Origin of the sequence: Corallococcus sp. 4LFB (genome assembly GCF_046520365.1) — a bacterium.
Taxonomy (GTDB): domain Bacteria; phylum Myxococcota; class Myxococcia; order Myxococcales; family Myxococcaceae; genus Corallococcus; species Corallococcus caeni.
On the sequence record NZ_JBKGHJ010000065.1, the window covers coordinates 1 to 24,201 of the forward strand.

Annotated in this window: 19 protein-coding genes and 3 pseudogenes; 12 read left to right on the top strand and 10 right to left on the bottom strand. The window is 72.0% G+C overall.

Annotated features, from left to right (window positions below; translation table 11 throughout):
* Nucleotides 1-67 precede the first annotated feature (67 nt).
* Genes ACLEQD_RS09960 through ACLEQD_RS09970 form a run of 3 tightly spaced genes read left to right on the top strand, consistent with a single transcriptional unit; the run spans nucleotide 68 to nucleotide 2,936 of the window.
* Nucleotides 68-205, top strand: coding sequence for a hypothetical protein (locus ACLEQD_RS09960; RefSeq protein WP_410383273.1), 138 nt, complete (start codon nucleotides 68-70; stop codon nucleotides 203-205).
* 5 nt (nucleotides 206-210) lie between these two features.
* Nucleotides 211-1,896: a peptidase domain-containing ABC transporter gene (locus ACLEQD_RS09965; protein WP_410383275.1), complete on the top strand. Its 1,686-nt coding sequence runs from the start codon at nucleotides 211-213 to the stop codon at nucleotides 1,894-1,896.
* Complete coding sequence (locus tag ACLEQD_RS09970) at nucleotides 1,893-2,936, top strand: HlyD family secretion protein (protein ID WP_410383276.1); 1,044 nt, start codon at nucleotides 1,893-1,895, stop codon at nucleotides 2,934-2,936. Before ACLEQD_RS09965 ends, ACLEQD_RS09970 begins: the two co-directional genes overlap by 4 nt.
* 41 nt (nucleotides 2,937-2,977) lie before the next feature.
* On the opposite strand, the gene ACLEQD_RS09975 is transcribed toward ACLEQD_RS09970, so the two are convergent.
* The gene (locus ACLEQD_RS09975) at nucleotides 2,978-3,784 is read right to left on the bottom strand and encodes an alpha/beta hydrolase family protein (RefSeq protein WP_410383277.1); all 807 of its coding nucleotides are present in this window, start codon (nucleotides 3,782-3,784) and stop codon (nucleotides 2,978-2,980) included.
* Between the two features lie 122 nt (nucleotides 3,785-3,906).
* On the opposite strand from ACLEQD_RS09975, the gene ACLEQD_RS09980 reads away from it, so the two are divergent.
* Both ACLEQD_RS09980 and ACLEQD_RS09985 read left to right on the top strand, forming a co-directional pair.
* Nucleotides 3,907-7,509: a protein kinase domain-containing protein gene (locus tag ACLEQD_RS09980; RefSeq protein ID WP_410383278.1), complete on the top strand. Its 3,603-nt coding sequence runs from the start codon at nucleotides 3,907-3,909 to the stop codon at nucleotides 7,507-7,509.
* A gap of 1,186 nt (nucleotides 7,510-8,695) precedes the next feature.
* Nucleotides 8,696-9,175, top strand: coding sequence for a PaaI family thioesterase (locus ACLEQD_RS09985; protein WP_410383279.1), 480 nt, complete (start codon nucleotides 8,696-8,698; stop codon nucleotides 9,173-9,175).
* Nucleotides 9,176-9,191: 16 nt separating this feature from the next.
* Here ACLEQD_RS09985 and ACLEQD_RS09990 read toward each other — a convergent pair whose 3' ends face one another.
* On the bottom strand, nucleotides 9,192-10,097 hold the full coding sequence (locus tag ACLEQD_RS09990; RefSeq protein ID WP_410383280.1) for an SDR family oxidoreductase: 906 nt from the start codon (nucleotides 10,095-10,097) through the stop codon (nucleotides 9,192-9,194).
* Nucleotides 10,098-10,177: 80 nt separating this feature from the next.
* Between ACLEQD_RS09990 and ACLEQD_RS09995 the strand changes: the two genes are divergently transcribed.
* Nucleotides 10,178-10,813, top strand: a complete 636-nt coding sequence (locus ACLEQD_RS09995) for a TetR/AcrR family transcriptional regulator (RefSeq protein ID WP_410383281.1) — start codon at nucleotides 10,178-10,180, stop codon at nucleotides 10,811-10,813.
* 36 nt (nucleotides 10,814-10,849) lie between these two features.
* On the opposite strand, the gene ACLEQD_RS10000 is transcribed toward ACLEQD_RS09995, so the two are convergent.
* The 3 genes and pseudogenes from ACLEQD_RS10000 to ACLEQD_RS10010 form a co-directional block, all read right to left on the bottom strand.
* Nucleotides 10,850-11,341, bottom strand: coding sequence for a hypothetical protein (locus ACLEQD_RS10000; RefSeq protein WP_410383282.1), 492 nt, complete (start codon nucleotides 11,339-11,341; stop codon nucleotides 10,850-10,852).
* A gap of 76 nt (nucleotides 11,342-11,417) precedes the next feature.
* A pseudogene (locus ACLEQD_RS10005) lies at nucleotides 11,418-13,141 on the bottom strand (sigma 54-interacting transcriptional regulator).
* 33 nt (nucleotides 13,142-13,174) lie between these two features.
* Entirely contained in the window at nucleotides 13,175-13,555 is a 381-nt protein-coding gene (locus ACLEQD_RS10010; RefSeq protein WP_410383283.1) for a hypothetical protein, read from the bottom strand.
* 235 nt (nucleotides 13,556-13,790) lie between these two features.
* Between ACLEQD_RS10010 and ACLEQD_RS10015 the strand changes: the two genes are divergently transcribed.
* Both ACLEQD_RS10015 and ACLEQD_RS10020 read left to right on the top strand, forming a co-directional pair.
* Nucleotides 13,791-14,402 carry a DUF2378 family protein gene (locus tag ACLEQD_RS10015; protein ID WP_410383284.1) on the top strand — a complete coding sequence of 204 codons (612 nt, stop codon included), beginning with the start codon at nucleotides 13,791-13,793 and terminating at the stop codon, nucleotides 14,400-14,402.
* A gap of 20 nt (nucleotides 14,403-14,422) precedes the next feature.
* The gene (locus ACLEQD_RS10020) at nucleotides 14,423-14,824 is read left to right on the top strand and encodes a TonB family protein (protein ID WP_410383285.1); all 402 of its coding nucleotides are present in this window, start codon (nucleotides 14,423-14,425) and stop codon (nucleotides 14,822-14,824) included.
* Here the strand turns inward: ACLEQD_RS10020 and ACLEQD_RS10025 are convergent.
* Complete coding sequence (locus ACLEQD_RS10025) at nucleotides 14,811-15,824, bottom strand: zinc-dependent alcohol dehydrogenase family protein (protein WP_410383291.1); 1,014 nt, start codon at nucleotides 15,822-15,824, stop codon at nucleotides 14,811-14,813. The two genes, ACLEQD_RS10020 and ACLEQD_RS10025, sit on opposite strands and share 14 nt — an antisense overlap.
* A 107-nt stretch (nucleotides 15,825-15,931) precedes the next feature.
* On the opposite strand from ACLEQD_RS10025, the gene ACLEQD_RS10030 reads away from it, so the two are divergent.
* Nucleotides 15,932-17,407 (top strand): S28 family serine protease, encoded by a 1,476-nt coding sequence (locus tag ACLEQD_RS10030; RefSeq protein WP_410383286.1) that lies wholly within the window; start codon nucleotides 15,932-15,934, stop codon nucleotides 17,405-17,407.
* Between the two features lie 3 nt (nucleotides 17,408-17,410).
* Here the strand turns inward: ACLEQD_RS10030 and ACLEQD_RS10035 are convergent, their stop codons facing one another.
* Nucleotides 17,411-18,316, bottom strand: coding sequence for a LysR family transcriptional regulator (locus tag ACLEQD_RS10035; RefSeq protein ID WP_410383287.1), 906 nt, complete (start codon nucleotides 18,314-18,316; stop codon nucleotides 17,411-17,413).
* 106 nt (nucleotides 18,317-18,422) lie between these two features.
* Here ACLEQD_RS10035 and ACLEQD_RS10040 point away from each other — a divergent pair, with 106 nt between their 5' ends.
* The 3 genes and pseudogenes from ACLEQD_RS10040 to ACLEQD_RS10050 form a co-directional block, all read left to right on the top strand.
* The gene (locus ACLEQD_RS10040; protein ID WP_410383288.1) at nucleotides 18,423-19,469 is read left to right on the top strand and encodes an NAD(P)-dependent alcohol dehydrogenase; all 1,047 of its coding nucleotides are present in this window, start codon (nucleotides 18,423-18,425) and stop codon (nucleotides 19,467-19,469) included.
* A 68-nt stretch (nucleotides 19,470-19,537) separates the two neighbouring features.
* Nucleotides 19,538-19,792, top strand: a pseudogene (locus ACLEQD_RS10045) (NADAR domain-containing protein); the annotation flags it as partial.
* 578 nt (nucleotides 19,793-20,370) lie between these two features.
* Nucleotides 20,371-20,454, top strand: a pseudogene (locus ACLEQD_RS10050) (hypothetical protein); the annotation flags it as partial.
* Between the two features lie 282 nt (nucleotides 20,455-20,736).
* On the opposite strand, the gene ACLEQD_RS10055 reads toward ACLEQD_RS10050, so the two are convergent.
* The 3 genes from ACLEQD_RS10055 to poxB all read right to left on the bottom strand — a co-directional run bounded on the left by ACLEQD_RS10055 (nucleotide 20,737) and on the right by poxB (nucleotide 23,971).
* On the bottom strand, nucleotides 20,737-21,030 hold the full coding sequence (locus ACLEQD_RS10055; RefSeq protein ID WP_410383292.1) for a hypothetical protein: 294 nt from the start codon (nucleotides 21,028-21,030) through the stop codon (nucleotides 20,737-20,739).
* Between the two features lie 592 nt (nucleotides 21,031-21,622).
* A complete protein-coding gene (locus ACLEQD_RS10060) occupies nucleotides 21,623-22,084 on the bottom strand; it encodes a DoxX family membrane protein (protein ID WP_410383289.1) in 462 nt (153 codons plus the stop codon).
* Between the two features lie 150 nt (nucleotides 22,085-22,234).
* A complete protein-coding gene (gene poxB, locus ACLEQD_RS10065) occupies nucleotides 22,235-23,971 on the bottom strand; it encodes a ubiquinone-dependent pyruvate dehydrogenase (protein ID WP_410383290.1) in 1,737 nt (578 codons plus the stop codon).
* Between the last annotated feature and the right edge of the window lie 230 nt (nucleotides 23,972-24,201).

The window sequence follows — 24,201 nt, forward strand, 5'->3', positions numbered from 1 at the left end:
GGCCGCCGCGCGGAGCTGGCGCAGGTGAGCGCACGCGCCTGCGCACGGCGACAGCAGCCTGCTGCTCGTGAACCTGCGCGAGCAGACGGCGGCGGAGGCCCAGGTGCGCGAGGTGGATGCACTCGCGGAGTACTTCAAGGCCGCGGCGACGTTGCGCGCCGCGCTGGCGCTGCCGGTCGCCACGGTCACCACGCCGGGGAGATGAACACAATGGCCACGGACACGCATCACCCTCACCTGACCCCCTGGGAGCGGCTGAAGGCCGTGCTCACGCCGGAGCGCGGTGACCTCTGGGTCCTCGTCGTCTACGGCGCGGGCGTGGGGCTGCTCTCGCTCGTGGTGCCCATCACCGCGCAGGCGGTGGTGAACACCGCCGCCTTCGGGACCGTGCTCCAGCCCCTGGCGGTGCTGGGGCTCGTCGTCTTCGGCCTGCTCGTGCTGGCCGGGGGCCTGCGGCTGATGCAGGTCCTGGTGGCGGAGCGGCTCCAGCAGCGGCTCTTCGCGCGCATGGCGGTGGACCTGGCCTGGCGGCTGCCGCGCGTGCGGGCGCAGGTGCATGACACCCACCGCGTGTCGGAGCTGGTGAACCGCTTCATGGACGTGATGACCATCCAGAAGGCGACGGCCCTCATCCTGCTGGATGGGCTGGCGCTCGCGCTCCAGGCGCTCGTCGGGCTGACGGTGCTGGCCTTCTACAGCCCGCTGCTGCTCGGCTTCGACCTGCTGCTGCTGGGGAGCATGGCGCTGGTGCTCTTCGGGCTCGGGCGGGGCGCGGTGCGCACCAGCGTCCAGGAGTCCTACCGGAAGTACGAGGTCGTGGGCTGGCTGGCGGAGCTGGCGCGGGTGCCGCTCGCCTTCTGGGGACCGGCGGGCGGGGCGCTGGCCCTGCGGCGCGCGGATGAGGCGACCCAGGCCTATCTGGAGGCGCGCTCCGGGCACTTCCGCATCCTGCTGCGCCAGGTGGCGGGAACGCTCACGGTCCAGGCGCTCGCGAGCGGGCTGCTGCTGGGCGTGGGAGGCTGGCTCGTCACCCGCCAGCAGCTGAGCCTGGGCCAGCTCGTGGCCGCGGAGCTCATCGTCGCCCCGGTGGTGGTCAGCTTCACCAAGTTCGGCAAGTACCTGGAGAGCCTCTACGACCTGCTGGCCGCGGTGGACAAGGTGGGCCACCTCTTCGACCTGCCCATCCAGCCGGATGGGGGCGAACCCCTGGACCGCCGGGACGGGCGCGCCGCGGCCCTGCGCCTGCGGGACGTGAGCCTCCCGGCCAGCCCGCTCTCCACCGCGACGTTGCGCGACGTGGACCTGCGGGTGGAGCCCGGCAGCCGCGTCGCCATCGTCGGCCCGTACAGCTCCGGCAAGCGCCTGCTGGTGGACGTGGCCGTGGGCCTGCGGGAGCCGGCCCACGGCTTCGTGGAGCTGGACGGCATGGACCTGCGAGAGGCGTCCACCGACTCGCTGCAGGCCCAGGTGGCGCTGGTGCGCGGCATCCAGCTCTTCGACGGCACGGTGCAGGAGAACGTGGCGGTGGGCCGCGCGGACGTGTCGCTCCAGGACGTGCGGCAGGCGCTGGACGCGGTGTGTCTGCTGGATGAGCTGTCGCGGCTCCCGGACGGCCTGCGCACGCGCCTGTCGGGCGGCCACACGCTGCTGTCTCCAGGACAGGCCCAGCGGCTGATGCTCGCGCGCGCCCTGGTGGGCCGCCCGCGGCTGCTCGTGCTGGATGAAGCCCTGGACAGCCTGGACGCGGACGTGCGCTCGCAGGTGGTGGAGCGGCTGCTGGCCCCCGGCGCGCCGTGGACGCTGCTGCTCACCACGCACCTGCCGGAGCTCGCGGCGCGCTGTGACCGCGAGCTGCGCGTGCAAGCGAACACCCTGGTGGAGGTGAAGCCGTCATGAGCATGCCCTATCGCGTTTCCTTCCAGGACGGCCGCATCGGGTCCTTCGCGCGCGTCCGCCCGGTGGCCTCCGCGCGCAGGCTCGCGGGCGGGATGGTGGTCGCGGGCGTCCTGCTCGCGTTCGGCCTGGCGTTCATCCCCTGGCAGCAGTCGGCCTTTGGAGAAGGCCAGGTGGTGGCGTACTCGCCGGACGAGCGCCAGCAGCGCGTGGACGCCCCGCTGGACGGGTGGCTGGACACGTGGTTCGTCCAGGAGGGCTCGCACGTGGCCAAGGGGGACCCCATCGCGCGCATCGTGGACAACGACCCGGAGCTGCTCCAGCGCCTGCGCTCCGAACAGGAGGCGGCGCAGGCCCGCCTCGCGGCGGCCGAGCGCGCGCTCGACACGGCGCTGCGCAACGTGCGGCGCCAGTGGCAGCTCTTCAACGAGGGCCTCAGCTCGCGCAAGCAGTACGAGGAAGCGCAGCTCAAGGAGGCGGACGTGATGAAGGAGCTCACCAGCGCCCGGGCGGAGCTGGCGCGGGTGGACACGCGGCTGGCGCGCCAGGGGCGGCAGCTGGTGACGGCGCCGCGCGCGGGCGTCATCCTGCGCAGGAACGCGGGCGACAGCGCCATGTACGTGAAGACGGGGGAGCCCCTGGCCGTGCTCGTGCCGGAGACGCGCTCGCGCGCGGTGGAGCTGTGGATGGACGGCAACGACCTGCCGCTGGTGATGCGCGAGCGGCAGGTGCGGCTGCAGTTCGAGGGCTGGCCCGCGCTCCAGGCCAGCGGCTGGCCCTCCGTGGCCGTGGGCACCTTCGGGGGTGAGGTCTCCGTCATCGACGCGGCGGGTGGCGGACAGCCGGGCCGCTTCCGCATCCTCGTCACGCCCCTGCCCGGTGAGCCCTGGCCTGCAAGCGACCTGCTGCGCCAGGGCGCGCGGGCCCACGGGTGGGTGCTGCTCGAACAGGTGCCGCTCGCCTACGAACTGTGGCGCCGCTTCAACGCGTTCCCGCCCGCGCTGTCCAAGCCGCCCCCTGAAGGGAACCCCCCGAAGAAGTAGTCCCGGCTCCAGGGGGGCCCCGGGCGCACGGCGGGCCAGCGCTAGCGCAGCGTCCGCACGGCCTGGACCACGCGGGGCCACTCTTTGGAGCGCGGGTCGATGAGCTCGAAGTGGCCCGCGCCCTTGAGGGGGACCAGGTGCACGGGGTCCTTCTGCTGGACGCCCCGGGCGTGGAAGCCCTCGCTGACCTTCAGGGGGACGGTGTCGTCCTCGGTGCCGTGGAGGAGGACCTGCGGCAATTTCAGCGGCTGGAGGGCCGCGGGGGACGCCACGGCGTAGCGCTCGGGGACCTGCTCCGGGGTGCCGCCCATGAAGGTCTTCACGATGCCCTTGCCCAGGTCCAGCGCCGCGCCCTGCGCGAGGTCCAGCACGCCGGCCAGGGACACCACGCCCTTCAGCTTCAGGGGCGCGTCTCGGTACAGCGCCTGCTTCGGCGTGAGGCGGTGGCGCGCGGCCAGCCACATGGCCAGGTGTCCGCCGGCGGAGTGGCCCATGGCCACCACGTTGGAGAGGTCCAGCCCCAGCGACGGGGCGGCGTCCACCAGGTGGTCCGCCGCGGAGGCCACGTCCTCCAGGGTGCCGGGGAAGCCGCCGCCGTCCTGGCCCACGCGCCGGTACTCCAGGCTCCACGTCGCGAAGCCGCGCTTCGTCAGGTCCGCGCACAGGTGGCCCGCGTGCTCCAGGCCGTACTCGGCGCGCCAGAAGCCGCCGTGGACGAAGAGGACCACGGGGTGCGGGCCCTTGCCCCTGGGCTTGCGCAGCTCGGTGAACTGCTGCGGGGCTTCGCCATAGGCGATGCGCGCGTCCGGCGGCGGCTGCGGCGTTTCCAGGACCCACATGGAGCTCATGCGCGCATCTTGGGAACGGGCGGGCGGGCACCGCAAGTCGCGTCGCGCCGCGCCGCCGTGTGGCGACGTGCGTGGAAGCGGGAGGCTCCGCTACGCTCCTCCGGCGATGGGAGCGTGCTGGCGTGCTTGAGGCGGATGAGGCGGAGCTGCGCATGGCCCTGGCCGAGGGGCTCCTCTCCCGCGAGGACGTGGAGGCCGTGCGCGAGGAGGCCGCGCGGCGCGGCGTCTCTGCGCTCCAGCTCCTCGTGGAGCAGGGGCGGCTCTCCGCAGCTTCGCTCGTATCGCTGCGCCGGAGCCTGGAGGAGGAGACGCCACCTCCGCCCGGAAGCAAGGGGGAGCGCCCGCGCGACAGCGCGCTCCGCGACGAAGAACGCCCGCGGGAGGGCACGCCGCACGGCCCCGTGCATGCCGCCGCGCCCGTGCGCATGGGCCCTGCGCCGGGCACCGCCGACGACACGTTGCCTCCGGGCGCCGCGCCTGCCGCCGGAGTGGACGGTCCCGCGTTCCCGGTGCCGCACTGGGCGCTCTACCGGCCCGTGCGCTTCCTGGGACAGGGCGGCATGGGCCGCGTCTTCCTCGCCCGGGACCTGCGGCTGCACCGCGACGTGGCGTTGAAGTTCGTCCGCGACGAGGACCCGGAGCTGTCGCGCCGCTTCATCTCCGAGGCCCGCGCCCAGGCCCGCGTGGACCACGAACGCGTCTGCCGCGTGTACGAGGTCGGCGAGGTCCAGGGCCGCGCGTACATCGCCATGCAGTACATCCCGGGGGCGCCGCTGCACACCCTGGCCGGCACGCTGTCCGTGGAGCAGAAGGCGCTCGTGCTGCGCGACGCCGCGCTGGGCGTGCACGCTGCCCACCTGGCCGGGCTCGTGCACCGCGACCTCAAGCCCTCCAACATCCTCGTGGAGCGCGGCGAGGACGGCGCCCTGCGCCCCTACGTCATGGACTTCGGGCTGGCGCGCGACTGGACCAGCGACGACGCCGCCACCGCCACCGGCACCGTGCTGGGCACGCCCCAGTACATGGCCCCTGAACAGGCCCGGGGTGAGGTGTCCCGCCTGGACCGGCGCGCGGACGTCTACAGCCTGGGCGCCACGCTGTACCACCTGCTGACCGGCCAACCGCCTGTCACCGGTGCCAATGGATTGGAGGTGCTCGGCCGCATCGCGACCCAGGAGCCCCGCCGTCCGCGCGAGCTGGACGCGGAGCTCCCGGCGGACCTGGAGGCCATCGTCCTCAAGTGTCTGGAGAAGGAGCGCTCGCGGCGCTACGGCTCCGCGCGGGCCCTGGCGGACGACCTCACGCGGTTCCTCGAAGGCGACCGGGTCCTCGCGCGCACCGGCCCCGCGTACCGCGTGCGCAAGTGGGTGGCCCGTCACCGGGTCGCGGTCGTCGTCGCGGGCATCACAGGGCTCGCCGTCGCGGGCACCGTGGGCCAGGGAGTGATGGCCCGCCGCGAGGTCTCCCAGCGCGAGGCCCTGACCCGGCGGTTCACCGAAGGCGTTGAACGCATCGAGGCCCAGGCCCGCTACTCCGGCCAGGCGCCCCTGCACGACACGCGGCCGGACCGCGAGGCGATGCGCGCCCGCATGCGCGACATCGAAGCGTCCATGCGCGACGCGGGCCCCGTCGCGGAGGGCCCGGGCCACTACGCACTGGGACGCGGGTTCCTCGCGCTGGGGGACGAGGAGGCCGCGCGCACTAACCTGGAGGCCGCCTGGGCGAAGGGCTTCCGCGAACCCCGCGTGGCCTATGCGCTCGCACTGGTGCTGGGCCACCGCTACCAGCGTGAACGGATGGAGGCGGACCGCAACCCGGACACGGCCAGCCGCGAGGCGAAGCGCCGTGAAGCCCGGACGCACTCACGCGACCCGGCGCTGGCGTTCCTGGAGCAGGGCCGTGGCGCGGAGGTGCCCGCCCCCGAGTACGCGGAGGCCCTGCGCGCCTTCCACCAGGAGCGCTTCGAGGACGCGCTGAAGTCCCTGGACGCGCTGGGCACGCGGCTGCCGTGGTTCCACGAAGCGCCGCTGCTCCGGGGCGACGTCCTGCTCGCCCGCGCCGTGCGCCATGCCCTGGCGAGTGAACGCGACGCGGCCCGGGACGACCTGGAGGCCGGACGCCGGGCCTACGAGGCGGCGGCGGAGATTGGCCGCAGCGTGTCCGCCGTGCACCGTGCGCGGGCGGAGCTGGAGCAGGAGGCCCTGCTGCTGGAGCTGTCCGGCAAGGGCGACGTGCTGCCCGCGTACACGCGCGGAATGGAGGCCGTGTCACGCGCGCGCACGGCGGCGCCCGATGAAGCGGAGACGTGGGTGCTGGAGGCCCGGCTCCACCGGCGCCTCGCCCAGGTGCGCTTGAGCAGCGGGGGCGACGTGGAGCCGCTCCTCACCCGGACGCTCGACGCGGCGAAGGAGGCGCTGAGGCTCGAGCCGTCCAGGGTGGAGGCACGCCACGCGCTGGCCATGGGCTGGTGGCAGTGGGCCCGCTACCGGCAGGACCGCAACGAGGATCCGCGAGAACACCTGCGCGCCGCCGTCGCCGCCTTCGAGTCCATCCCGGAGTCCGCGCGCGACTACGACTTCCACCTGGACCTGGGGCTCGTCTTCAAGGTGTGGGCGGACTCCGAGGACGGACGCGGAGGGGACTCGCTGCCCTTCCGGCAGCAGGCCATCACGTCTTATCGACACGCCTTGGCGCTGGATGCGAAGCGGCCGGATGCGTGGATCAACCTGGGCACGGCCTACGTGAACCGCGCCAACCATCCGCGCGCCCCGTCGAAGGACGCGGACCTGGAGGAGGCGCGGACGGCACTGGAGCGAGCGAGCACGCTCGACCCGGGCCACGTCGTCGCGTGGTTCTACCTGGCGGAGGTGCACCGCGCGCTCGCCCTGCGCCTGCGCGACCGTGGTGGCGAAGCAGGGCCGGAACTCGCCCGCGCGCTGGAGGCCTACCGGCACGGCGTCACCATCAACCCGAAGCTGCCTCCGTTGCGGAACGGAGTGGGCACCGTCCTGCTCGACCAGGCCCGTGAGGCGTGGGACCGGGGAGACGCACCGGAGCCCCTGCTGGACCAGGCGGAGCAGGCCTTCATTGAGGCCATCGCCATCGCGCCCGGGGTGGGCTTCGCGCACAACAACCTGGGTGAGGTGCGCATGTGGCGCGCGACCTGGCGGCTGCTGCGCGACCAGGACCCCGGCGCGAGCGCGAAGGAGGCCCAGGCCGAACTCCAGCAGGCCACCACGTTGCTGCCGGGACTCGCCGAGCCGTGGGCCAACCTGGGACAGGTGCACCACACCGAGGCCGCGCACGCCCTGAAGCAGGGACGGGATCCACGTCCCGCGCTCACCCGGGCCACGGAGGCGTTGGAGCGCGCGCTGAAGCTCAACCCGTCACTCGCGCAGGCGTGGCGTTGGCGGGGTGAAGCGTGGGCGCTCCAGGCTCGCGACGAAGCCCGCCGGGGCTTGAATCCAGGGGCGTCCTTCCAGGCCGCGGCGAGCGACTTCCAGAAGGCACTGGAGCTGGAGCCCGAGAACCTGGACCAGCGCCTGGCCTACGGCGCCTTCCTGCGGGAATGGGGCGCGACCTCTTCCGGTCCGGAGGCCCGAGTCCACCTCCAGCAGGGTCTGTCCCTCACTGAAGCCGTGCTCACCGCACGTCCGAAGTGGAAGGACGCCAATGGGTTGCGCGATGCCCTGCGGCGCGCCCTCGCGAAGCTGCCGCCGGACTGACCGCGCCGTACGGAGGACCTTCGCTGGCCCCACTCACGTGGAGTGAGCCGCCGTGAACGGAGCAAGCCACGGAGCCCGATGCGGGTCGCGGCTCGAAGCGTCAGCCGATGGAGGAGGAGTGGCCCGGTGCCCTGGCGCACGGCACGACGTCGCGAGCTCCGGCTCGACAGGTCGTCGTGGTGGAGAGTCAGAGGCCAGGTGCCCCGCACGGCGTCGCGGGCTCCTGTTCAAGCTGTCGCGGTGGGGGGCCCGTCACAGGCTGAGGTGCTGCGGTCCACCGCGACACACCCCAGCCTTTGGAACTGAGAAAGAGAGAACCCCGCTGGGACTCCGCGGCGGGGACGAACCTCACGAACCGGTCCGACAGTCGGACAGGTTTGAAAGAAGCCGCGGCCGGGGGCTCGAGCACCATCGGAGCAGCGGAAGCCTGTCCGACAGTCGGACTGGTTGGGACGAACGCGGCTGGAGGCGCCACGCTCCGTCCGCGCAGCGGAAACCTGTCCGACAGTCGGACTGGTTGGGCTGAACGCAGCTGGAGGCGCCCCGCTCCGTCCGGGCAGCGGAAACCTGTCCGACAGTCGGACAAGCTGGAAAGGACGCACCCGGGAGTGCTCCCACTCCGCCCAGGTGGCGAAAACCTGTCCGACAGTCGGACAAGTTCAGAAGAACCAGCCGGGGCTCCCGCGCCATCGGAGCAGCGGCATCCCGTCCGACAGTCAGACTGGTTCGGCCAAACACCGTTGGAGCTACTCCCGCGCCATCGGAGCAACGGAAACCTGTCCGACAGTCGGACAAGTTCAGAAGAACCAGCCGGGGCTCCCGCGCCATCCGCGCAGCGGAAACCTGTCCGACAGTCGGACAAGTTTGGAAGAACCGGCTGGGGCTCCCGCTCCATCCGCGCAGCGGAAACCTGTTCGATAGCCAGTCAGGTTGGGGCCGCGTCGGGCGGAGAGGTGTATGGCATGGAGGCCGGGGGCCTGGCATTGGCACATGCCGCTCGCCCTCTACGCAGGATCGTGGCTGGGCGCTCCAAGGGGGGCGACGCGGAGAAACAGGAGACGTACGGCAACGGCGTCCGGATGGCGACGTACCCGGGTGCCCGACAGGAATGAGATTGGCTTCGGCAGCGCCCCACTCTGGCGGTACCTTCGTACGCCCCGGACGCTTCCGGGCGGGGAGCACTTCGATGACCGCAGACAGGCCCCCTTTCGGACCGCAGGTCTTCACCCCGGCGGATGCCGCCTTCGAGCAGCGCGTTCGTGACAGCTTCGCGCGCCAGCGCGTCATGAGCACCATTGGCGCGGCGCTGACCTCCGTGTCACCGGGCGAGGTCGTCATCGAGCTGCCGTTCCGGGAGGACCTCACGCAGCAGCACGGCTATCTGCACGCGGCCATCGTCACCGCCATCGTCGACAGTGCCTGCGGCTACGCGGCGTTCTCGCTGATGCCCGTGGAGGCCGCTGTCCTGACGGTGGAGTACAAGGTGAACTTCCTCGCCCCCGCCGCGGGCCGGAGGTTCGTCGCGCACGGCCGGGTGACGAAGCCCGGCCGGACACTCACTGTCACCACGGGGGACGTGTTCGCGGAGACCGATGCGGGCCTCAAGCCCATCGCGACCATGCTCGCGACGATGATGGCCGTGAGCCACCGGGAGACCTCGGGCTGAGGACTCCCCGCCTTGCTCAAGACACCTTCATGCCCGTGTCCGGCGCGAAGTAGGAGTCGTTGTCGAGGTCCGCCAGGAGCCCGGGCCCTTCAGGCCGCCAGCCGAGCTGTTCGCGCGTGAGGGTGCTCGACGCGGGTGAATCGAGCGCGAAGAAGTGCCCCAGGAAGCCGACGAAGTCGCCGGCCTCCTCTGGTCTCTTCGAGGCGACGGGCACACCCAGGCGGCGGCCGATGACGCTCGCGATGTCCCGCGTGGGCACGCCCTCTTCGGCGACGGCGTGGAGCCTCGAGCCCGCGGGGGCCCGCTCCAGCGCGAGCCGGAAGAGCCGGGCCGCGTCGCTCCGGTGCACCGCGGGCCAGCGGTTCGCCCCATCGTCGATGTAGACGGACACGCCCTTCTGCCGCGCGGACGCGACCAGGTGCGGCACGAAGCCGTGGTCGCCCTTGCCGTGGACCGTCGGCGAGAGCCGCACGATGGACGTGCGCACACCCCGCTCGGCCAGCGCGAGCATTGTCGCCTCCGACGCGCCTCGTCCTGACGGGGCCGCCGCGTCCGTCTCCACCGCGGTGCGCCCCGGCGCGAGCCCGAGCAGCCCCGCCGCGATGACGAGCGGCCGCTGGGACCCCTGGAGCACCTCACCAAGGACTTCAATCGCGCGCGCGTCGGCACGGATCGAGTCCTGGTACCGCGAGAAGTCGTGGATGAACGCCAGGTGGATGACCCCGTCCGCCTTCTCCGCCCCGGCGCGCAGGCTGTCCGGGTGGTCCAGCGAACCGCGATGCACCTCCGCCCCCGCCGCCTCCAGGGCCCGGGCCGAGGCCTCCGAGCGGGCAAGCCCCACCACCTGATGCCCCGCCCCCAACAGCTCGGGGACGACCGCCGAGCCAATGAAACCCGACGCACCCGTGACGAATACGCGCATGGAAAGCTCCCTGATGTCAGCTGCTGACATCACTCCTAACAAGTGATGTCAGTGGCTGCAATCAGGTTATGTTGATGCCCATGGGCCGCTGGGAACCCAACGCACGAGACCGGCTCGCACAGGCGGCGATGACGCTGTTCCAGGAGCACGGGTACGACCGGACGACGGTCGAGGAGATCGCCGCGCGCGCGGGGCTCACGGAGCGGACCTTCTTCCGCTACTTCACCGACAAGAAGGAGGTCCTGTTCGGGGGCTCGGACGCGCTCCACGAGCGCATCGTCACCACCATCGCGGAGGCTCCCCCGGGGACCGCGCCGCTCGACGCGGTCGCCACCGCCCTGGAGGCCATGGCCCCCTTCTTCAAGGACCGCCGCGACCCTGCCCGGGCGCGCCAGGCGCTCCTCGCCGCTCACGCGGAGCTTCGGGAGCGCGAGCTGATCAAGCTGGCCTCGCTGGCCTCGGCCGCCGCGGAGACCTTGAGGAAGCGCGGCGTCACTGAACCCACCGCGAGCCTGGCCGCCGAGGCGGGCATCGCCGTCTTCAAGGTCGCGTTCGAGCGCTGGCTCGAGGACCCGAAGGCGCAGGACCTCTCACGGCACATCCAGCTCGGGCTCGAGGAGCTCAGGGCCGTCACCGCGAGCACCGGCACCACGGCCCCGACCGTGCCCCCGCGACAGCCCACCAGGCCGGCCAAGGCGAAGGCCTCCAGGCGCTGACGGCCCCCGCCCCTGGGAAGGCAGGGGCCGCCCTCTTCAGTCCTCGCCGCGGCCGGTGACTTCCAGTGTGCCGTTGATGGTCTCGGTGATGCCCTGGGGCTGGGTGCACTTGGAGCAGTCGCTCGTCGGGCAGGACCACCACGAGGTGTTCGACCCCGGCTCGTCCTTACCGCGCACCTTCCACGAAGCGCTCTGGCAGGCGGGTACCAGCAGGGGGTTCGGCGCCCCCCCCTTCAGGAGCGCGCTGTCCGACAGACCGATGCACCGGGCCTGCTGCACCTGCGACACGAACGTCACCGTATCACCGGCCTGCACCTGCACCGCGTTGGTGCTGAAGTGCACCTTGCCATCCGAGCTGGTGATGGTCACCTGCGTGCCACCCTCGGTCCGCGCGCCCTCTCTCGGCGCGCAGGGCTGCACCGGGCCGGTGTCGTCCGGCGCGGCTTCCGAGGAGGTGGCACGGGGGCCGCTGGCACAGGCCAGCAGCAGTCCGGTGAGGCACAGCGGGAAGAGGAAGCGGCTTCGCATGGGGGACCCTCCAGGGGATGAGCACTGACGGCGCGACGGCGCAGCATCCAGCGTGCCACGCGGCGTACCCGCCTGCTTAAGTCCCCTTCGCCACCAGCCCCAACTCCTTCAGCCGCCGCCCCAGCGCGCGCTTCGACACCTCCAGCGTGCGCACCATCGCGTCCAGGTCGCCGTCGCAGGCTTCGAAGCAGCGGGTGATTTCGTCCGCGCCCAGGTCCCCCGCCGTGCGCAGGTTCGGGCTCCGCTCGATGAGGTCGTAGACGGACGGGCGCGGGATGCCCAGCGCATCCGCCGTGGCCTTCAGGTCCCACGCGCTCGCCCGCAGCGCGGCCAGCAGCTCCGCCTCCGTCACCTGCGAGGGCTTGCGCCGGGGCACCGCCGCCACGCCCGCCTCGGGAGCGCCCGAGCCCCGTGCTGAAGCCATCGCGGAAGCGCCCGCGGGCATCGCGGCGCCTTCTCCCCGTACCGGGGCCATGGCCGAGCCAGCCGCCATTGAGGAAGCGCCCGCGGGCATCGCGGCGCCTGTTCCCGGCGATCGCGCCGCCACCTCCGGTACGCCCAGCAGCTCGTCCAGCTGCGCGTCCGCCTGGAGCCGTGCCTGCCCCCGGCTCCCAATCACGAGCTGCCGCGTGAGGTTGCGAAGCTGCCGGATGTTGCCCGGCCACGCCGCCCGCACCAGCCTCGACGCCATCGGCGCGGGCAGCCACGGCTCCGCGTGCGGATCCTCCGTGTCCAGCCGCGCCTCCTCTCCCAGCGCCGCCAGCTCCTCGCGCGCGAAGTGGAAGAACAGCCGGCCCACGTCCTCGCGCCGCTCGCGCAGCGCGGGCACGCGCAGGTCGTAGCCCGCCAGCCGGTGCAGCAGCGGCGCCTTGAAGCGCCCGTCGCGGATCTGCTCCTCCAGGTGCGCGTCCGTCGCGGCGATGAGCCGCACGTCCACCGTCACCGGGTGGCTCGCGCCCACGGGGTACAGCTCCCCGGTCTCCAGCACGCGCAGGAGCATCACCTGCACCTCGGGCGGCGCCTCGCCCACCTCGTCCAGGAACAGCGTGCCCCCGTGCGCGGCGCGGAAGAAGCCCTCGCGGTCCCGCGTCGCCCCCGAGTACGCGCCCTTCTGCGAGCCGAACAGCTCCGCCGCCGCCAGCTCCTTGGGGATGGCGCCCAGGTTGACGCTCACGAAGCGCCCGGCCTTGCGCGGCCCCAGCCGGTGGATGGCCTGCGCCACCAGCTCCTTGCCCGTGCCCGTCTCGCCGCGGATGAGCACCGACACGTCCAGGTCCGCCACCCGCTCGATGTGCTTGCGCAGCCGCCGCAGGCCCGCGCTCTCCCCCACCATGCCCAGCGTGTCCGCCGCGCCCTCGCCGTCCAGCTCCACCGGGTGCAGCAGCAGCACCACGCGGCCCGACAGCTCCAGCGCCACGCCGTCCCTCCACTCCGACGGCCCGAAGTCCCGCGTGCCCTGGAGCGGCGTGCCCGCCGCGACCACGTGCGTGCCGTCCTCCGGCACCGTCAGCCGCACGCCGCCGTCCGGCAGCGAGGAGAGCTCCAGCGGCTTGCGGCTCACGAACGGATCCGCCAGCGGCAGCCCAGCGAGCTGCCCGGCGGAGCGAAGTCCGGCGCGTTGCGCGACAGGGCCACCGGACGGCCCGCCACCAGCGCGTCCAGCAGCCGCCGGTCTCCCACGCGCCGGGGCACCGGATGGGACACCACCGTCAGCGCGGGCACGACCCGGGGCACCCCCCGGGCGGCTCCGCGCTCCTGCATCGCGGCCGTGGAGATGTCGGCGAGGGGGTCGTGCGGCATGGCCCACGACCCTACCCCACCCGCCTCCGGACCTCAGCGGCGCGACGACTTCGGCGCCAGGCTCACCGTGACGGTGTAGTTGCCGGAGCCCTGGTTGAACGACACCGTGGAGGAGATGTCGTAGTTGGCGCTCCTCGCGATGACGCCCGGACCGGAGGCGTGCGACCAGCGGTTGTCCCACCACAGCACGAACTGGTCCGACGGGCTGGCGCCGCTCGAGTACGTCACGGCCCCCTCGTCCCCCATCAGCCCCCAGTTGGGCTCCGCGGTGAAGAGGTTCTGCGTGCCCGCCTGCGTCGTCACGTTGGGCGGCGTCGACGGGCTGATGGCGCCGTGGTCGATGGTGGGCGTGCCCGGCAGCCAGTTGGCGCCGCTGGTGTTGTTGGCGACGAAAATCACGGAGGGAGTGCCCATGGTCTTGCTCCTGAGGTGGTTGGGGTGACGCCTCCCTCCCAGAGCAACCGCGATGCCACACTCCCTTCCCTCGGAAGGCGCCCGCGCCGCCCCCCTTTCGACGCGTCGAACCGCGTCGGCCGACCCGTCGGGCCCCGTGCCGCACTGCGTTTTCGAACAATCCGCGCCGCGTTCTTGAAGCCTGGGAACCTCCCGGGTTGAGACAGCCCCGCTCACACGGGTAGCGTGGGAGGGCATGCCGAGTCCCGAACGCCTCGTGTTCCAGCAGAGCTTCGAAGGGCTGATTCGCGCCCTGGGTGACCACCTGGACGAGTCCTGCGCGCGGCAGCTGCGCGAGGCCGGCATCGACCCGCGCGGGAAGCTGTCGGTGGCCTATCCCCTGGAGGTGTGGGTGGAGTCGCTGAAGCTGGCGGCGTCCGTGCTCGCGCCCGCGGCCACGCTGGACGACGGGGCGGAGGTGGTGGGCCGGCGCTTCCTGGAGGGCTACGGGGCCACGCTCATCGGCAGCGCGCTGCTGGCGGGGGTGCGGCTGCTGGGCCCGCACCGGATGCTGGAGCGGATGACGCGCAACCTGCGCACGGGCACCAACTACCTGGAGGCGCGGCTGGAGCAGACGGGCCCCACGCGCTACGTGCTCACCTGCCGCCCGGTGGTGGTGGCGGGCTTCTACCGGGGCCTGTTCGCCGCCGGCCTGGAGATGAGCGGCGCGCACGGCGCCTCCGTCGTCCTGATGCGCAGCGCGGGCGACGCGGCCGTGTACGACCTGTCCTGGCTGCCGGAGAAGGGCGCCGGCAAGCTTCCCGACATCAAGGCGCCGCCGCCCCGAAGCCCCGAGCCGCGGAGCTGAGCGGGCCCTATATTCGGCCCATGCTCCGTCTGACGAAAACCGCCGTGGTGGTGCTCGCGCTGGCCCTCGCTTCCGGGGCGCTGGCCGCGGGCGGCAGTCCCCAGCTCCAGACCTACTTCCAGGGGTCGGTGGACAGCCCCGCCTACCAGCAGCAGGCCTTCCAGCGCGTCGCGAAGGCCTGGAAGCAGCCGGGCCCCAGGGGCACGCCGGCGCCGGGCAAGAAGACCATCGTGCAGGCCGTGCTCGACAAGGACGGCAAGCTGGTCTCCACCGCCATCCTCACGGAGTCCGGCGCCAAGGCGTGGGACGCCGCCGCGCTGGCCGCGGTGAAGAAGGCGGCGCCCTTCCCGCCCCTGCCCAAGAACACCACGGCCGCCACGGTGGAGGCGCACTTCCACTTCGCGTGGGTCAGCTCACCTTGATGACAATCTTGCCGAAGTGCGCGCCCTGCTTCATGTGCTCGAAGGCGGCGCGCGCTTCCGCGAAGGGGAACACGCGGTCCACCACCGGGTGGATGTCATTGAGCGCGAACGCGCGGGTGAGGGCCTCGAAGGACTGACGGTGCCCCACGAACACGCCCTGCACGCGCAGGTTCTGCATCAGGATGGGGACGAGCGACACGGAGCCCGCCGCGCCGGACAGCACGCCGATGACGGACACGGTGCCGCCCACGCGCACCGCCTTGAGTGACTTCTCGAAGGTGCCCGAGCCGCCCACCTCCACCACGTGGTCCACGCCCACGCCGCCGGTGAGCGTGCGCGCCGCCTTCTCCCAGTCCGGCGTGGTGACGTAGTTGATGCCCTCCTGCGCGCCCAGCTTCAGGGCCCGCTCCAGCTTGTCGTCGCGGCTGGACGTGACGATGACGTGCGCGCCGAACAGCCGGGCAATCTGCAGCGCGAAGATGGACACGCCGCCCGTGCCCTGGACCAGCACCGTGTCGCCGGCCTTGAGCCCGCCCTGCGTGACGAGCGCGCTCCACGCCGTCACCGCCGCGCACGGCAGCGTGGCGGCCTCCTCGTCGGACAGGTACGCGGGCGTGGGCACCACGCCGTCCTCGTGCAGGAGCACCGTGTCCGCGAGCGCGCCGTCCAGCGGCCCGCCCAGCGTGGTGGCGGTGATGGCCTTCGTGGGCTCACCGGCCTGCCACCCTTGGGCGAACAGCGTCATCACCCGGTCCCCGGGCTTCACGCGGGTGACGCCCGGCCCCACCGCGTCCACCACGCCCGCGCCGTCCGAGTTGGGCACCAGCGGCAGCTTCTGGCGCGGGTTGTAGCGGCCCTCCACCATCATGAGGTCCCGCGAGTTGAGGCTCGTGGCCTTCACGCGCACGCGAACCTGGAACGGGCCGGGCGTGGGGTCTGCCCGCTCCGCGCGCACCAGGTTCTCCAGACCGAAGGCACCGCGAATCTCGTAGACGTTCATGGCCGCTGAACTTAGGGCCGCCTCCAGGGCACCTGGGAAGTCCTTCTTCACGAAATGCGACCCCGGCATCTTCGTAGCGTCTTTCCAAGACAGGAGGTCTTTCCCATATGACGCGTTTCCTTGGTCGTCCCCTGGTGCTCGCCTGTGCGCTGGCGCTGGGGCTGCAAGCGTGTGGCGGTGGTGAAGTTCCCTCGGAGGCGGCGGCCCAGAGCGCGCCGGAGGTCCAGGCGCAATCCCTTGCACAGGACGCGGCGCCGGACATCCTGGCCCAATTGCAGGCGGTTCCCGGCCTCACGGTGGTGCAGGAGCGGCCGGCGCCCGCGCCGGGCATCCGGTTCTTCGTGCTGAGCTATGAGCAGCCGGCGGACCACCTGCACCCGGATGGCACGCGCTTCCAGCAGCGGATGACGCTGCTCTTCCGGGGCGCGGAGGCGCCCACGGTGCTGGCCAGCACGGGGTATGGCATCAGCACGTTCCCGTACCAGACGGAGCCCACCTACCTGGTGCAGGGCAACCAGCTGCTGGTGGAGCACCGCTTCTTCACGCCCTCCATCCCGCAGCCCGCGAACTGGAGGCTGCTCAGCATCGAGCAGGCGGCGGCGGACCACCACCGCATCGTCAAGGCCCTCAAGCCGCTCTTCCCCGGCAAGTGGATCAGCACCGGCGGCAGCAAGGGCGGCATGACGTCGCTCTACCACCGGGCGTTCTTCCCGCGCGACGTGGACGCCACGGTGGCCTACGTGGCGCCCAACAGCTACGGCACGCAGGACCCGCGCTACGTGCGGTTCCTGAGCAAGCTGGGCACGCCCGAGTGCCGTGAGAACATCCGCGTCTTCCAGCGCGAGGTGCTGGAGCGGCGCGCGGAGGTGGAGCCCCTCTTCCAGGCGGCGGGCGCGGCGTATGGCCGGACCTACGACTTCCTGGGCGTGGACAAGGCGCTGGAGTTCACCGTCCTCGAGTTCGCCTTCGCGTTCTGGCAGTACGGCGACGCGTCGCTGTGCGACCTGCTCCCCCCGAAGGGCGGCCCCGCGCAGGGGCTGGTGGACGTGCTGGATGCGGTCGTCGGCATCACGTACATGAGCGACGGCGACCTGGACTACTACGCGCCCTACGACTTCCAGGCCGCCACGCAGCTGGGCAGCTACGCGTCCGCGGAGGAGCACCTGCGCGGCGTCCAGCGCTATCCCCGGGGCTATGACCCGCGGGCGCTCGTGCCCTTCGACATGCGGCCGTACCCCTTCAACCCCTTCGCCATGCCGCTCGTGGAGGGCTGGGTGAAGGCGTTCGGCGAGCGCATCCTGCTGGTCTACGGAGAGAACGACCCGTGGTCCACGGGCGCCTTCAGCGTGAGCGCGCGCAATGACTCGTACCGGTTCTTCGAGCCGGGCGGCAACCACGGCGCCCGCATCACCGGCCTGCCGGAGGCGGACCAGGCCGTGGCGCTGGAGCGGCTGCGGACCTGGGCGGGGCTGCCCGCGGAGGACACCGCGACCCTGGGCCTGCGCGCCCGGAGCGTGAAGGCCGCGGAGCCGCCCGTCACCACGGGCGTGGTGGACCGCCGCCGCGGCCCGCCGCGCGACTGACCTTCAGGCCCTTTCGGCGGTCACCTCGCGGGCCACGTCGAGGAAGGCGCGGAACGCGGGGGACACCTGGGCGCGGCTGGGGAAGTAGAGGAACAACCCCTCCTGCCACGCCGCGTACGGTTCCAGGACGAGCTTCAGGGTGCCGCGCTTCAGGCGCGGCACGAGGGTGGGCTCAAAGGCATACATGAGGGCCAGGCCCGCCTCCGCCATCGCCACCAGCACCCCTTCGTGGGCGGCGAGCACGGGGCCTCGCACCGGGACGCGCCAGGTCTTCTTCCCGCGCTCCAGCTCCCACGCGTACCGGGCCCCCGTGGAGGGCAGGCGGATGTTCAGGCAGTCGTGGTCCAGCAGGTCCTCCGGACGCTGGGGAGTCCCCTTGCGCTTGAGGTACGAAGGAGCCCCCACGACGACGTAGCGGAAGCGCTTGGACAGGCGGACCTGCACCATGTCCCGCTCGACGGCCTCGAACGGGCGGATGCCCGCGTCCAGGCCCTCCGGCACGATGTCCACCATCCGGTCCTCGATGCGCAGGTCCACCTCCACCTGGGGATGGCGCTGGGCGAAGCGCAGCAGGATGGGCGTGACGACGGTGGCCAGGGAGATGCCAGGCACGGACAGCCGCACGCGGCCCGTCACCTCGCCCGCGCTGGCGGTGGCTGCCTCCAGGGCCTCCAGCGCCTGCTCCACGGAAGGCCCCGCGCGCTCCAAAAGCCGCTGCCCCGCGTCCGTCAGCGCCACGCTGCGCGTCGTCCGGGTGAGCAGCGGCACGCCCAGCCGCGCCTCCAACTGGCGCACCTGCTGGCTCAGCGCGGACGGCGAGATGCCCAGCTCCACGGCCGCCGCCGCGAAGCTGCGCCGGCGTCCCACGGCGAGGAAGGCGTTCAGGGCGTTGAGGGGGGTGGAGGCCATTCGGAAGTTTTCCGACATGCCACGTGGGGACTCCATCCGTTTCGTGAAGGAGGCCTCCAGCGCATGTTTCCGGGCGTCACGCAGTACCACCCCAGGAGCACTGCCCATGATTCCCGCTCGCGGCTACGCGGCCCCGGACGCCCGGTCCCCCCTCGCCCCCTTCTCCTTCGAGCGCCGCGAGCCCGGCCCGCGCGACGTGCAGCTGGAGATCCTCTACTGCGGCGTCTGCCACACGGACCTGCACATGGTCCGCAACGACTGGGGCTTCTCGCCGTACCCGCTGGTGCCGGGGCACGAAATCGTGGGCCGCGTGGTGCGCGTGGGCCGAGACGTGAAGAAGTTCCGGCCGGGGGACCTGGCGGGCGTGGGCACGATGGTGGACTCGTGCCGTGCCTGCGCGGACTGCCAGGATGGGTATGAGCAGTACTGCAAGGTCCGGGGCGTCCTGACGTACGGCAGCTCCGAGCAGGACGGAAAGGCCTTCACGCAGGGCGGCTATGCGGACAGCGTCGTGGTGGACGAGCACTTCGCGCTGAAGGTGCCCGCGAACCTGGCCCCCGCGGCGGTGGCGCCGCTGTTGTGCGCGGGCATCACCACGTACTCACCGCTGCGCCACTGGAAGGTGGGGCCGGGCCAGAAGGTCGGCGTGGTGGGGCTGGGCGGGCTGGGGCACCTGGGCGTGAAGTTCGCGCTGGCGCTGGGCGCGCACGTCACCGTGTTCAGCCACACCGACCGCAAGAAGCAGGACGCGCTGCGGCTGGGCGCGCACGAGGTGGCGGTGTCGTCGAGGCCGGAGGATCTGACGGCGAAGGCGAACTCGCTCGACTTCATCCTCGACACGGTCTCCGCGGCCCACGACGTCAACGCCTACCTGGGACTGCTGCGGCGCGACGGGCACCTGGTGCTGGTGGGCTTCCCGGCGAAGCCGCTGGATGTGGCGCCCATCTCGCTGCTCTCCCGCCGCGCCAGCTTCTCCGGCTCCGGCACCGGCGGCCTGCCGGAGACGCAGGCGATGCTCGACTTCTGCGGCGAGCACGGCATCGTCTCCGACATCGAGCGCATTCCCATCCAGGCCATCAACGAAGCGTTCATGCGGCTGGAGAAGGGCGACGTGAGGTACCGCTTCGTCATCGACCTCAAGAGCCTGAAATAGGTCCGGCCCTTTCACTCCCCAACGCGAGCACGAGCAGCGCGCGAAGCCCCGCGCTTCAAGGGAACCGCATGGCAGGCGTCATCCACCTCGACAGCGTGACTGGCGACGGGTGGGGCTCGGACTTCGCGCCCCATCCCATCAAGGTCCGGGGCAAGACCTGGCCGACCACCGAGCACTTCTTCCAGGCCCGGAAGTTCGAGAATGCCTCGGACCAGGAGGAGAACCGCAGGGCCAGCTCCCCGATGCTGGCGTCGCGCATGGGCCGCAAGCGCAAGCTCCGCCGCGACTGGGAGCCCGAGAAGGTGGCGGTGATGCGGGAGGCGCTCCAGGCGAAGTTCTCCCGACATGAGGACCTCGCACGCCTGATCCAGGCCACTGGCGGAAGCGGGTGGAGCACACGGAGAACGACGTCCACTGGAGCGACGGAGGAGACGGCAGCGGCAGCAACATGCGGGGCCGCCTCCTCGTGGAGCTGCGTGAAGTGGCCAGGTAGGCCGCCAACGGTTCACCCCAAAGCGACGCCCCAAGCGTCTCCGCGACGACGAGCAGCCCGCGAAGCGCCTCGGTGAGTCGCGGCGGAGTGTTCGCGCCGATGCCAAGGCAGGGCGCCACGGGAAGAGACCGCCCGCCGGGCGCGCTTTCCAGAAACCTGTCCGACAGTCGACACGTTCGCGCCACATGGGGCCCAGCCCGCGAACCTGTCCGACTGTCCGACTGTCCGACAGGTTCGCGCCGATCGGTGCCGGAGAGTGTCCCCTCATGGAAGACAACGCGTGCGGTGGGGCGGCGCGTCCATGTCAGACCCCCATGGTTGGATGGCGACGCTGGAACGAGAAGGGGGATGAGGATGGGGCGGGGCGGACTCGTGGCGTACGTGGAAGCGCAGCTCGAGCGCGACATCATGCTGGGGCGGCTGCCAGGCGGGCAGTTCGGCTCGGAAGAGAAGCTGGCGCGGCACTATGAGACCTGCCGGGGCACCATTCGCGAAGCACTGCGGCGGCTGGCGGCGCGGGGGCTGGTGGTGCAACGCCCCGGGCGCAAGACGCGAGCCGTGGCGCTGGATGAGTCGCTGACGCTGGAGAACCTGGGGCTGGCACTGCATGACGCCCGCTCCCCGGAAGCCCGGTGGCTCCTGGAGAGCGCCTTCAGCCTCAAGCGGCAGGTGCTGGTGGAGCTCCTGAACGACTGCTGCGCGAGGGGCTCTGAGTTGGACCTGAACCGGCTGGCGGACACGTGCTACAAGTTGCAGGACACGGCACACTGGGAGTCAGGGTCCTGGTGCGCGCAGGTTGAATTCGAGTTGCTGCGGCTGGCGGCCAGGGTGGCGGAGCGTCCCGGGTACGTGCTCCTCGTTCAATCCCTGCAGCGGGCCTTCCTGGGAGGCGTGGCCCAGCTGCTGCCCCTCATGGGCGGAGAGTTGCTGCGCGAGTGGGCCTGGTGCGCGATGAGGGCCCTGGGAGAGCGCGACGCGCAGGCCCTCCAGCACAAGCTGCCGGCACTGATGAAGGCGTGCGATGAGCGCGTGCTCGCGCAACTCGCGCCTGCCGTCCCCGAGGCGCATCTCGCCCAGGACTGCCTCCTCGACGCCCCCGCACCGGGAGCCGCGCCTGCTGCGTCAGCGGCCGCGCAAGACGAGGAGCTGGCGGCACGCCCGGGTGGTGAGGAGCGCGCCCCTCGCGGCCTCGTGACAGCTACCGCGCAGGAGACACACCCTGACGTTGAGGAGCCGGGCCTCGGCCACCTTGCGCAAGCCACCGTCCAGAACACGGCGCTTGAGGCACGCCCCCCTGTCGCGGAGTCGGACCTCGGCTGCCTTGCGCGCGCTTCCGAGGCCATCGGGGAACTCAGGGTTGCGCCCCGCGCCCATGCGGAAACCCTCCCCATGGAACCGGACAGCGGGGCGCTGTTTCCAGCACCCTCCGGGCTCGACTCCAGCGAGCCTGATGAAGCGCGCGTCGGGGACATGAAGGGCGCGGTCCTGGGAATCCTGTCCGGCTGCCGGACAACTGGGGGCGCCTCGTCTCCGACGGGGGACCTCCAGCCCGAGCCTTCCTCCACCGGCGCCCTTGGACACACCGGAGGAGCGGTGCGCAACGAGGGCGGACTGCTTCACGGCATCCTGGGCCGCCTTCGCCGGGTGGCTGCGCGCCTGCTCAGGAAGGCGTCACCCGCATGGCGAGCATCGGGCGGTACACCGCCCGGTAGGACCAGGCGAGGAACAGCTCCGCCGCCAGGAGCATCACCGCCAGGCCCAGGCCCGCGGGCGCGAGGAGGGCATGCGTCAGGAAGATGTTCACGATGACCGGCGCGATGATCGCCAGCGCCAGCGGGACGAAGCGGTTGGCCAGCAGCAGCAGCCCCGCCACCGTCTCCGTGCCCTTCACCAGCCAGAACAGGAAGCCCGTCGCCTTCATCGCGATGCCGAAGGCCACCGCCGGGTCCGCCGGGTTCAGGTCCTTGGGCATGGGAATGAACTCCAGGAACCCGTTCAGGCCGAAGACGAAGAACACCAGCCCCATGAACACGCGCGCCGCCGCCGGCAGGTGACGGGCGAGCGACTTCTTCTTCGGGGTGGCCTCCACCCCGGGGGTGGAGGAGGAAAGGGCGGCGTCCATGGCGTACTCCGTGGCAGGTAAGAGCGCGGGGCTTCTACTCCACGTCGAAGCAGGGGCCCACGAATCGACACGCCCTCTTTTTTATCGGTACGGCAGCCTGCCTACATGGCCGTAGGCCCTGCCGACACGCGTCCCCGGGACGACAGGGGTTCAACGCCAGAGGTTCGTGCGCGCCAGCTCCAGCACCTCGGTGGTGCGGCCGTTGAGCAGGGCCTTGATGCCGAACAGGGTGAAGCCCGCGGCCATGGACGCGGTGATGCGCGGGGGCATCACCAGCTCCGCCTTGCTGACCACGGCGTCCACCAGCACGGGGCCCGGCGTCGCGAGCGCCTGCTGGACGGCTTCGTCCACCTGCCCCGGGTCCTCCACGCGCAGGCCCTTCATGCCCAGCGCTTCCGCCAGCGCGGCGAAGTTCGTGGGGTGCATCGCGGTGCCCACGCTGAGCATGCCCCCCACCTGCTGCTCCATGGCCACGAAGCCCAGGGAGCTGTTGTTGAACACGACGATCTTGATGGGCAGCGACAGCTGCACCAGGGTGAGAACGTCCCCCATCAGCATCGTGAAGCCGCCGTCGCCGGAGAAGGAGACGACCTGCCGGTCCGGGAAGGCCTTCTGCGCGCCAATCGCCTGCGCGAGCGCGCTGGCCATGGAGCCGTGGTTGAAGGAGCCCACCAACCTCCGGCGGCCCTTCATGGTCGCGTAGCGCGCGGCCCACACCGTGGGCAGGCCCACGTCGCAGGTGAAGATGGCGTCGTCGGACGCCTGGAGGTCGAACGAGCGGGCCACCTGCGGCGGGTGGATGGGCTTGCGGCCCACGGTGCCCTGTCCCAGCGCGTCCAATTCCTCACGCGTCTTGCGGTAGTGCGCGAGCGCGCGCTCCAGGTGCTTCGCGTCGCTACGGGCCTCCAGCCGGGGCAGGAGCGCCTGGAGCGTCGGCGCCACGCTGCCCACCACGCCCAGGTCCACGCGCGTGCGCTTGCCGATGTTCTCCGGGCGCACGTCCACCTGGATGACGCGCGTGTCCTCGCGGTCCGGGTAGAACTGCCGGTAGGGGAAGTCCGTGCCCAGCATCACCAGCACGTCGCAGTCGATCATCGCCCAGTACCCGGACGCGTAGCCGATGAGCCCCGTGAGCCCCACGAAGTGGGGGTTGTCCTTCTCCACGAACTCCTTGCCCCGGAGGGCGGAGACGACGGGCGCCTGGAGCCGCTTCGCCAGCTCCACCACCTGCGGCCCCGCGTCCTCGCAGCCCGCGCCGCACAGGAGCGTCACGCGGCCCCCGGCGTTGAGCAGCGTGGCCAGCTGCTCCAGCGACCCGGCGGAGGGCAGCACCTGGGGCGCGGAGAGCCGCAGGGACTCCGCGGTGGGCAGCCGGGCTGGCTCCTCCTTCTGCTGCGCGACGTCGCCGGGGATCACCACCACGGACACGCCGCGCCTGCCCAGGGCGTTGCGCACGGCGATCTCCGTGGTGCGCTGCATCTGGTTGGGGGCGGAGATGAGCTCGCAGTAGTGGCTGCACTCGCGGAAGAGGTTCTCCGGGTGGGTCTCCTGGAAGTAGCCGGTGCCCAGCTCCACGGAGGGAATCTGCGCCGCGATGGCCAGCACCGGCACCCGGCTGCGGTGGCAATCATAGAGGCCGTTGATGAGGTGGGTGTTGCCGGGGCCGCAGCTGCCCGCGCACACCGCGAGCTGCCCGGTGAGGTGCGCCTCCGCGCCGGCCGCGAAGGCGGCGGCCTCCTCGCTGCGCATGGGGACCCATTCGATGTCGCCGCGCTTGCGCAGCGACTCGGTGATGGCGTTGAGGCTGTCGCCCACCACCCCGTAGATGCGCTTCACCCCCGCGAGCGCGAGGACCTCCACGAACTGATCCGCCGCCGTCCGCTTCATTGTCCACCCCTGGCCCCGGGCGTCTTCACCCGGGGCGAAGATGTGCACCGTTCCATCGCCCCGCGACCGGCCGTGCGGCCGGGCCCCGGGTCAGGCTGGTTGCCCGGGGCGGGAGGGACGGCCGGGGCTCCACCATCCGCCGGGCTCCGCCCACCGTTCGCCGCGCCGTTCGCGTCACTGGCGGCATGGCCCCCGAGGGCAGGCCGCGGCCAGGACATCCTGGGTCCATG

What these genes read in the sequence shown, in the direction of transcription:
- ACLEQD_RS10025 (WP_410383291.1), bottom strand. Translation starts at nt 15,824, where the DNA reads ATGAACGTCTACGAGATTCGCGGTGCCTTCGGTCTGGAGAACCTGGTG.
- ACLEQD_RS10040 (WP_410383288.1), top strand. Translation starts at nt 18,423, where the DNA reads ATGATTCCCGCTCGCGGCTACGCGGCCCCGGACGCCCGGTCCCCCCTC.
- ACLEQD_RS09985 (WP_410383279.1), top strand. Translation starts at nt 8,696, where the DNA reads ATGACCGCAGACAGGCCCCCTTTCGGACCGCAGGTCTTCACCCCGGCG.
- ACLEQD_RS10020 (WP_410383285.1), top strand. Translation starts at nt 14,423, where the DNA reads ATGCTCCGTCTGACGAAAACCGCCGTGGTGGTGCTCGCGCTGGCCCTC.
- ACLEQD_RS09975 (WP_410383277.1), bottom strand. Translation starts at nt 3,784, where the DNA reads ATGAGCTCCATGTGGGTCCTGGAAACGCCGCAGCCGCCGCCGGACGCG.
- ACLEQD_RS10055 (WP_410383292.1), bottom strand. Translation starts at nt 21,030, where the DNA reads ATGCGCCTCGGGGACGGCAGGCGCGAGTTGCGCGAGCACGCGCTCATC.
- ACLEQD_RS10000 (WP_410383282.1), bottom strand. Translation starts at nt 11,341, where the DNA reads ATGCGAAGCCGCTTCCTCTTCCCGCTGTGCCTCACCGGACTGCTGCTG.
- ACLEQD_RS10015 (WP_410383284.1), top strand. Translation starts at nt 13,791, where the DNA reads ATGCCGAGTCCCGAACGCCTCGTGTTCCAGCAGAGCTTCGAAGGGCTG.
- ACLEQD_RS10060 (WP_410383289.1), bottom strand. Translation starts at nt 22,084, where the DNA reads ATGGACGCCGCCCTTTCCTCCTCCACCCCCGGGGTGGAGGCCACCCCG.
- ACLEQD_RS09995 (WP_410383281.1), top strand. Translation starts at nt 10,178, where the DNA reads ATGGGCCGCTGGGAACCCAACGCACGAGACCGGCTCGCACAGGCGGCG.
- ACLEQD_RS09990 (WP_410383280.1), bottom strand. Translation starts at nt 10,097, where the DNA reads ATGCGCGTATTCGTCACGGGTGCGTCGGGTTTCATTGGCTCGGCGGTC.
- ACLEQD_RS10035 (WP_410383287.1), bottom strand. Translation starts at nt 18,316, where the DNA reads ATGGCCTCCACCCCCCTCAACGCCCTGAACGCCTTCCTCGCCGTGGGA.
- ACLEQD_RS09965 (WP_410383275.1), top strand. Translation starts at nt 211, where the DNA reads ATGGCCACGGACACGCATCACCCTCACCTGACCCCCTGGGAGCGGCTG.
- ACLEQD_RS10030 (WP_410383286.1), top strand. Translation starts at nt 15,932, where the DNA reads ATGACGCGTTTCCTTGGTCGTCCCCTGGTGCTCGCCTGTGCGCTGGCG.
- ACLEQD_RS09970 (WP_410383276.1), top strand. Translation starts at nt 1,893, where the DNA reads ATGAGCATGCCCTATCGCGTTTCCTTCCAGGACGGCCGCATCGGGTCC.
- ACLEQD_RS10010 (WP_410383283.1), bottom strand. Translation starts at nt 13,555, where the DNA reads ATGGGCACTCCCTCCGTGATTTTCGTCGCCAACAACACCAGCGGCGCC.
- poxB (WP_410383290.1), bottom strand. Translation starts at nt 23,971, where the DNA reads ATGAAGCGGACGGCGGCGGATCAGTTCGTGGAGGTCCTCGCGCTCGCG.